This is a genomic window from Rahnella aceris (assembly GCF_011684115.1).
Classification (GTDB): domain Bacteria; phylum Pseudomonadota; class Gammaproteobacteria; order Enterobacterales; family Enterobacteriaceae; genus Rahnella; species Rahnella aceris.
The window spans coordinates 441,124-447,731 of record NZ_JAADJV010000004.1 but is presented as its reverse complement, the minus strand read 5'-3'; the positions used below and the strand labels follow the sequence as shown (position 1 = coordinate 447,731).

6 protein-coding genes are annotated in these 6,608 nt (G+C 51.6%); 1 reads left to right on the top strand and 5 read right to left on the bottom strand.

Features of this window, described 5'->3' with window-relative positions; genetic code table 11:
* Positions 1-525: 525 nt before the first annotated feature.
* On the top strand, positions 526-1,215 hold the full coding sequence (locus tag GW591_RS20240; protein WP_013577664.1) for a FadR/GntR family transcriptional regulator: 690 nt from the start codon (positions 526-528) through the stop codon (positions 1,213-1,215).
* Here GW591_RS20240 and rbsR read toward each other — a convergent pair.
* The 5 genes from rbsR to rbsA all read right to left on the bottom strand — a co-directional run bounded on the left by rbsR (position 1,198) and on the right by rbsA (position 6,603).
* Entirely contained in the window at positions 1,198-2,208 is a 1,011-nt protein-coding gene (rbsR, locus tag GW591_RS20235; RefSeq protein WP_119262210.1) for a ribose operon transcriptional repressor RbsR, read from the bottom strand. The two genes, GW591_RS20240 and rbsR, sit on opposite strands and share 18 nt — an antisense overlap.
* Positions 2,209-3,138, bottom strand: a complete 930-nt coding sequence (rbsK, locus tag GW591_RS20230; RefSeq protein ID WP_013577666.1) for a ribokinase — start codon at positions 3,136-3,138, stop codon at positions 2,209-2,211.
* A 67-nt stretch (positions 3,139-3,205) separates the two neighbouring features.
* Positions 3,206-4,096 (bottom strand): ribose ABC transporter substrate-binding protein RbsB, encoded by an 891-nt coding sequence (rbsB, locus tag GW591_RS20225; RefSeq protein WP_013577667.1) that lies wholly within the window; start codon positions 4,094-4,096, stop codon positions 3,206-3,208.
* Positions 4,097-4,119: 23 nt separating this feature from the next.
* Complete coding sequence (gene rbsC / locus GW591_RS20220; RefSeq protein WP_013577668.1) at positions 4,120-5,091, bottom strand: ribose ABC transporter permease; 972 nt, start codon at positions 5,089-5,091, stop codon at positions 4,120-4,122.
* A 6-nt stretch (positions 5,092-5,097) separates the two neighbouring features.
* On the bottom strand, positions 5,098-6,603 hold the full coding sequence (rbsA, locus tag GW591_RS20215; RefSeq protein ID WP_013577669.1) for a ribose ABC transporter ATP-binding protein RbsA: 1,506 nt from the start codon (positions 6,601-6,603) through the stop codon (positions 5,098-5,100).
* Positions 6,604-6,608 lie beyond the last annotated feature (5 nt).

Sequence of the window (6,608 nt, the reverse complement as noted above, 5' to 3'; positions counted from 1 at the left end):
CTCTTCAATTAAAAGTTCGATTTGCTTCAACAAGTGAAGCGGTGCTCAGAGATTACTTCGTAATAATTCAACTAAATGAATTACTGCTTGGTCACTCTAAGACTTGATATTTTTTGCCACCGAGGTGGCTGATATCGTCTTGTGAGTGCCCACACAGATTGTCTGATAAATTGTTAAAGAGCATGCCGCGGTTCGCAAGGAATCTTATGCGGCGCGGGAGGCGTATATTACGTTTTCCCGCTGAAGAGTCAAGAGATTATTCATTCGAACATTCTTCTTTTTCTCTTCCCGTCCGGGCGACTTGTCAGTCGTTGTTCCCGGTCAGTGGAGGCGCATTATAGGGAGTTCTCAGAAGGCCGCAACCCCTAATTTCACTTTTTTTTACCAACTGTTCATTAATCCGTCAATTTCGTCCAAAATGGACAAATACCGGTCGTTTTTCGCTAAAAACACACCAGTTTCAAGCCAGAGGCTGGAGTAGACTCTCCGTCATAATTAAGAGAAAGACATTCAGGAATACCTTACATGCTACTTAATGCACATCAACAGGCGGCTCAACGTAACCTTTCTTACCTGCTGGCGGAGAAAATTGCACAACGCGTTTTGTCTGGGGAGTATCCGGAAGGGGCTATTCTTCCTGGCGAGAATGAGTTAGGAGAGATTTTTGGTGTCAGCCGGACGGCCGTACGTGAAGCAGTAAAAACGCTGGCGGCTAAGGGAATGCTTTTACCCCGTCCGCGTATTGGTACCCGGGTAATGCCACAATCAAGCTGGAACTTTCTCGATCAGGAATTACTGACCTGGTGGATGACCCGTGAAAACTTCGATCAGGTGATGGCGCATTTTATTGTTTTACGCAAAGCACTCGAACCTCAGGCTTGTGCGTTAGCCGCACTCGCTGCCAGTAAAGAGCAAAAGCATCAGCTCTCTCTATATATGTATGAAATGCGCCAGTTGCATAACAGCTTTGATCGGGAACACTGGATAACGGTAGATACGCAGTTTCACCAGCTAATCTATGAAGCGGGGAAAAATCCTTTTCTGACCTCTTTTGCGAATTTATTCAGTTCAGTGTATCAGAGCTATTTTCGGGCAATTACAGGCAATGAAGTGATTAAACTGGAACATCACCAGCGGCTGACGGATGCCATTCTGGCCGGTGATGCCAATGCCGCACTTCTGGAATGCCAGAGCCTGTTACTTGCTGATGAATGATCCCACAGACTGACGGACTACCAGCTCTGGGGTGAGCACTAAAATCTGAGGCTCTGAAGCCGGGTCTTGCAACCGATGCAGTAATGCATCAACCGCCAGTTCTCCCAGTGAGTCTTTAGGCTGATGGATTGTTGTCAGCGGCGGCATCATATATTGCGCCAGCTGGATATCATCGTACCCCATCACGGCTACATCATCGGGAACACGCAATCCACGCTGATAAAGTGCCTGATATACGCCAACAGCCATCGCATCGTTACTGGCGAAAACCGCATGCGGCGGTTCGGGCAGCGCCAGCAACTGCTGCATTGCGGCTAATCCGCCTTCAAATTCAAAATCACTACACACCTCATAACCAGGTAAAATCTTCAAACCGGCTTTTTCCATGGCCTGACGATATCCACTCAGCCGTTCCTGTGCGGTGTTTTTATCCAGCGGGCCGGTAATGCAGGCGATGCGATGATATCCCTGACGGATTAAAAACTCCGTCGCCATTTCGCCGCCCAGCAGTGCGTTATCCTGAATAATATCTATAGCGCCATCAAACGGTGACCAGTCCATCATCACAATCGGCAGTGACGGATAACGGCTGATAACGTCTTTCGAGGGTCGGTGGTTTTCGGTGCACATGATCAGCAGTCCGTCGACCCGCTTTTGCAACAGCGTTTCCAGGCTGCGATTCATACGTTCGGCGTCATTATCGGTATTACATAAAATGAGGCTGTAGCCGCGTTCATAACAACTACGCTCCACCCCACGCACCACTTCCGAATAGAAAGGGTTACTGCTGGCGGTCAGTAACATGCCGAGGGTGCGTGTCTGGTTCAGCTTAAGGCTGCGGGCCAAGGCGGAAGGCGCGTAATTGAGTTGTTCAACGGCAGCATTCACTTTCTCAGCGATGGATTCACTGACAAAACGATTCTTGTTGATCACATGGGAAACGGTAGAGGTTGAAACGCCCGCGAGGCGGGCGACATCTTTCATGGTGGCCAATCAGGCCTCCTGTTGTGCGAGGAAATCGTCTATTTCTTTGCGCCACGGGACGGAAGGTTGTGCGCCAGGACGCGTCACGGCAATCGCTGCGGCGGCGTGTGCGAATCGTACTGCGCTGTCCATCGGTTTGCCTTCCAGCAGGGCTGTGACTAACGCGCCGTTAAAGGTATCACCTGCTGCTATCGTATCGACGGCTTTTACACGGAACCCCGCCACTAACTTTCCTTCTCCGTTCTGGCTGAGCCAGACGCCTTTACTGCCCAGCGTAATGATGACAGTCGTGATGCCTTTGTCATGCAAAGCGTTTGCGGCGCGAGCGGCATCTTCATTACTGTCGACTTTAATTCCCGTCAGCTTTTCAGCTTCAGTTTCGTTCGGGGTGATTATATCCACCCGTGCCAGCAATTCATCGGGCAATTCACAGGCCGGAGCCGGATTAAGGATCACCTGCGTACCGTTGTCTTTAGCGATCTTCGATGCCGCGATCACCGTTTCAAGCGGAGATTCAAGTTGCATTAATAAAGCAGAAGCACCAATGACCTGCTGTTTATAGCGATCAAGATATTCAGGTGTAACAGCTTTATTTGCCCCCGCATCTATGCCAATAACATTCTCACCTTCCGCATTCACGAAAATCAGCGCTACGCCAGTGGTGGTGTCTTTAATGGCTTCGATGGGGTGCGTATCAATATGGTCACTGGCCAGCTGTTTGCGAACTCGCTCGCCAATATCGTCATCTCCCACACAGGCAATAAAAGAAATATCAGCGCCACTGCGACCGGCTGCAACAGCCTGATTCGCCCCTTTACCGCCAAAGGCTACGGTGTATTGCTTACCGATAACCGTTTCGCCCGGTTGCGGGAAGTGGTTGATATTCAGAATGTGGTCAGCGTTGATACTGCCGAGTACCACCAGTTTGCCGGTTTTCATGTGGAGATCCCTGAGTCAAATAGCGCCTCCATCAGGAGGCGCAGTTACAGCATCGATAAAAAGAGTATTACGGCTGAGCAACCAGTTTCAAATCAACAGGGATAACAGCCGGCACTTTCTCGCCTTTGAGTACTTTATCTGCAGTCTGAACGCCGATCACACCGATTTGTTCAGGACGCTGTGCCACAGTCGCGCCCATTTTGCCGCTGTTAACGGCTTTGATACCGTCGTCGGTGCCATCAAAGCCAACGACCAGCACATCCGTTTTACCGGCAGTCTGCAGGGCGCGCAATGCACCGAGCGCCATTTCGTCATTCTGAGCGAACACGGCCTGCACGTCCTGATGCGCAGTCAGCAGATTCTGCATGACGTTCAGGCCCTTGGTGCGGTCGAAGTCAGCAGGCTGGCTGGCGAGGATCTGGAAATGGTGTTTTTCAGCGGCCTGAGCGAAACCTTTACCGCGTTCACGGGCAACAGACGTCCCGGCGATACCTTCGAGTTCAATGACTTTAGCGTTTTCGCCCAGTTTTTTGGCGATGTAATCACCGGCCATTTTCCCCCCGAAGGCGTTATCAGACGCGACGTGGCTGGCGACAACACCCTTAGTAGCCTGACGGTCAAGGGTGATCACCGGAATTTTCGCCTGGTTTGCCATCGCAACGGCATTGCCTACCGCATCAGAATCCGTCGGGTTGATCAGCATCAGCTTGGTGCCACGAACCGTCAGGTCCTGTACGTTTGCCAGCTCTTTCGCCGGGTTGTTCTGAGAATCAAGAACCACCAGGTTATAACCCAGTTTGTCCGCTTCTTTTTGCGCGCCGTCTTTCATGGAGACGAAGAACGGATTGTTCAGCGTGGAAACGACCAGCGCAATGGTGTCTTTCGCCAGAACGTTAGCACTGAAAGAAGCGGTGATCGCTGCGGCGGAAACCCAGACAGCCAGTTTTTTCATATTCATGGTCATAAGTCCTGTAGGAGAGTTTATTTGTTGCTTTTGTTATCCACCAGAACCGCCAGCAGGATGACAACTGCTTTTACGATCATCTGGTAGTAGGAAGAAACACCTAATAAGTTCAAACCGTTATTCAGGAAGCCAAGGATCAATGCACCGATCAGCGTTCCAACAATGCGTCCTTTACCCCCGGACAGGCTGGTTCCCCCTAATACCACTGCGGCAATCGCATCCAGCTCATAACCCGTACCTGCGTTGGGCTGCGCAGAAGATAAGCGCGCCACTTCGATGATACTGGCCAGAGCGGCTAACAAACCACACAGGGAGTAGACGATAATTTTGACTTTATCGACGCTGATACCTGACAGACGCGTAGCGGATTCGTTACCGCCCAGCGCGTAGATATAACGCCCCAGCCGGGTGTGATGCAGCATGTACCATGCCGCAATAAACACCACAGCCATCAGCCAGACGGGTGTCGGGATACCCAGCGGGCGACCGATACCAAACCAGCCAAAAACATCAGCGACATCATTAAAGCCGGTACTGATCGGGCTGCCGTTGGTGTACACCATCGTAATACCACGCAGCAGCAACATCATGACCAGCGTAGCGATAAACGCCTGGACTTTCCCTTTGGCCACAATCATTCCGGTGACGCCACCCACAGCCGCACCTAACGCCAGCGCGGCGCCAACGGCAACAAACGCATTCACTTCCAGCCCGACAATCGAGGCGGCAACGGCGCCGGTCAGCGCCAGCAAAGAGCCGACGGATAAATCGATCCCGGACGTCAGGATCACCAGTGTCATGCCGACGGCCATAATGGCGTTAACGGACGTTTGCTGAAGGATGTTAAACAGGTTATTGACCGTAAAGAAATTCGGGCTCATGGAAGAGACCACGGCAATCAACACCAGCAGCGCAATCAGAGACTTTTGCTCCAACAACCACTCTTTACTGATCCAGCGCTTTTTGGCTGGCAATGTCTGAGAACTCATATCTGATTACTCCTGCGTCACGCCGTATTGCTTGCCGACAGCGGCAGCCATCAACACTTCCTGCGTAGCCTGTTCTATCGGGAATTCACCGCTTAAATGGCCTTCATGCATCACCAAAACCCGGTCACTCATACCGATCACTTCCGGCATTTCTGAGGAAACCAAAATGATACTCAGCCCTTCGCGCTTGAACTGGTTTATAAGCTGGTAAATCTCTTTCTTGGCACCAACGTCAACGCCGCGCGTCGGTTCATCGAGGATCAGGACTTTCGGCCGCGTCATTAATCCACGGGCAATTGCCACTTTTTGCTGATTACCGCCGGAAAGCAGGCCGATGGTCTGCATCATCGACGGCGTTTTGATATTGAAGAGGCGGATGAAATCGCCGACAGCCTGCTGTTCTTCCGCATGTTTAAGACGTCCGCCAGCGTGGCTGAAATAACGCAGCGCCGTCAGCGACATGTTTTCTTTCACTGACATGCCCAGAACTAAGCCATCGCGCTTGCGGTCTTCAGAGATATAAACAATGCCGTTTGCCAGCCCGTCCTGCGGTGAGTGTGTCACCACTTCGCGACCATCAAGCGCCACATAACCACTTTTACGCGGTAAGGCTCCGTAGAGAATTTTCATCAGTTCGGTACGGCCTGCGCCCATCAGACCGGAAATCCCCAGAATTTCGCCGCTGTACAGATCAAAGCTGACGTTATCCACGCCCGGCCCGCTGACATCGCGTACCTGCAAACGCAGCGCACCGCGTTCATGATTAATGCGCGGGTATTGCTCTTCGAGGCGACGGCCCACCATCATTTCAATCAGCGTGTCTTCTTCAAGCGAACTGACCGGCCGCTCTGCGATGAACTGCCCGTCACGGAACACCGTCACGTCGTCGCAGATTTCGAAAATTTCTTTCATGCGATGGGAGATATACACCACACCGCAACCGGCGGCTTTCAGTTCCCGGATCACGTTAAATAAAGAAGCGGTTTCGGTATCGGTCAGGGCATCCGTCGGTTCATCCATAATGATGACTTTGGATTCAAAGCTCAGCACTTTGGCAATTTCGACCATCTGCTGGTCGCCGATGGATAAATCGCCTACCAGCCGGTCACTTTTGTAACGCAGATTCAGGCGCGCCAGCAGTTTATCGGCCTCGGCATACATCTTTTTCCAGTTGATGCGGCCAAAACCGTTCACAAACTCACGGCCCAGGAAGATATTTTCAGCAATCGTCAGTTGGGGGATCAGGTTCAATTCCTGATGAATGATACCAATCCCGGCTTCCTGAGAGGCTTTAGGGCCACTGAAAACCGCTTCCTTGCCAAGAAAATGCACTGAGCCGGCATCTTTCTGATAGATGCCGGTCAGCACTTTCATCATGGTGGACTTGCCCGCGCCGTTTTCTCCCACCAGCGCCATTACACGTCCCGGATAAACGCTGAGCGCCGCGCCGGAAAGTGCTTTTACGCCGGGAAAGGCTTTATCAATGCCTGTCAGTTGCAGCAAAGGTTGCATAAAGG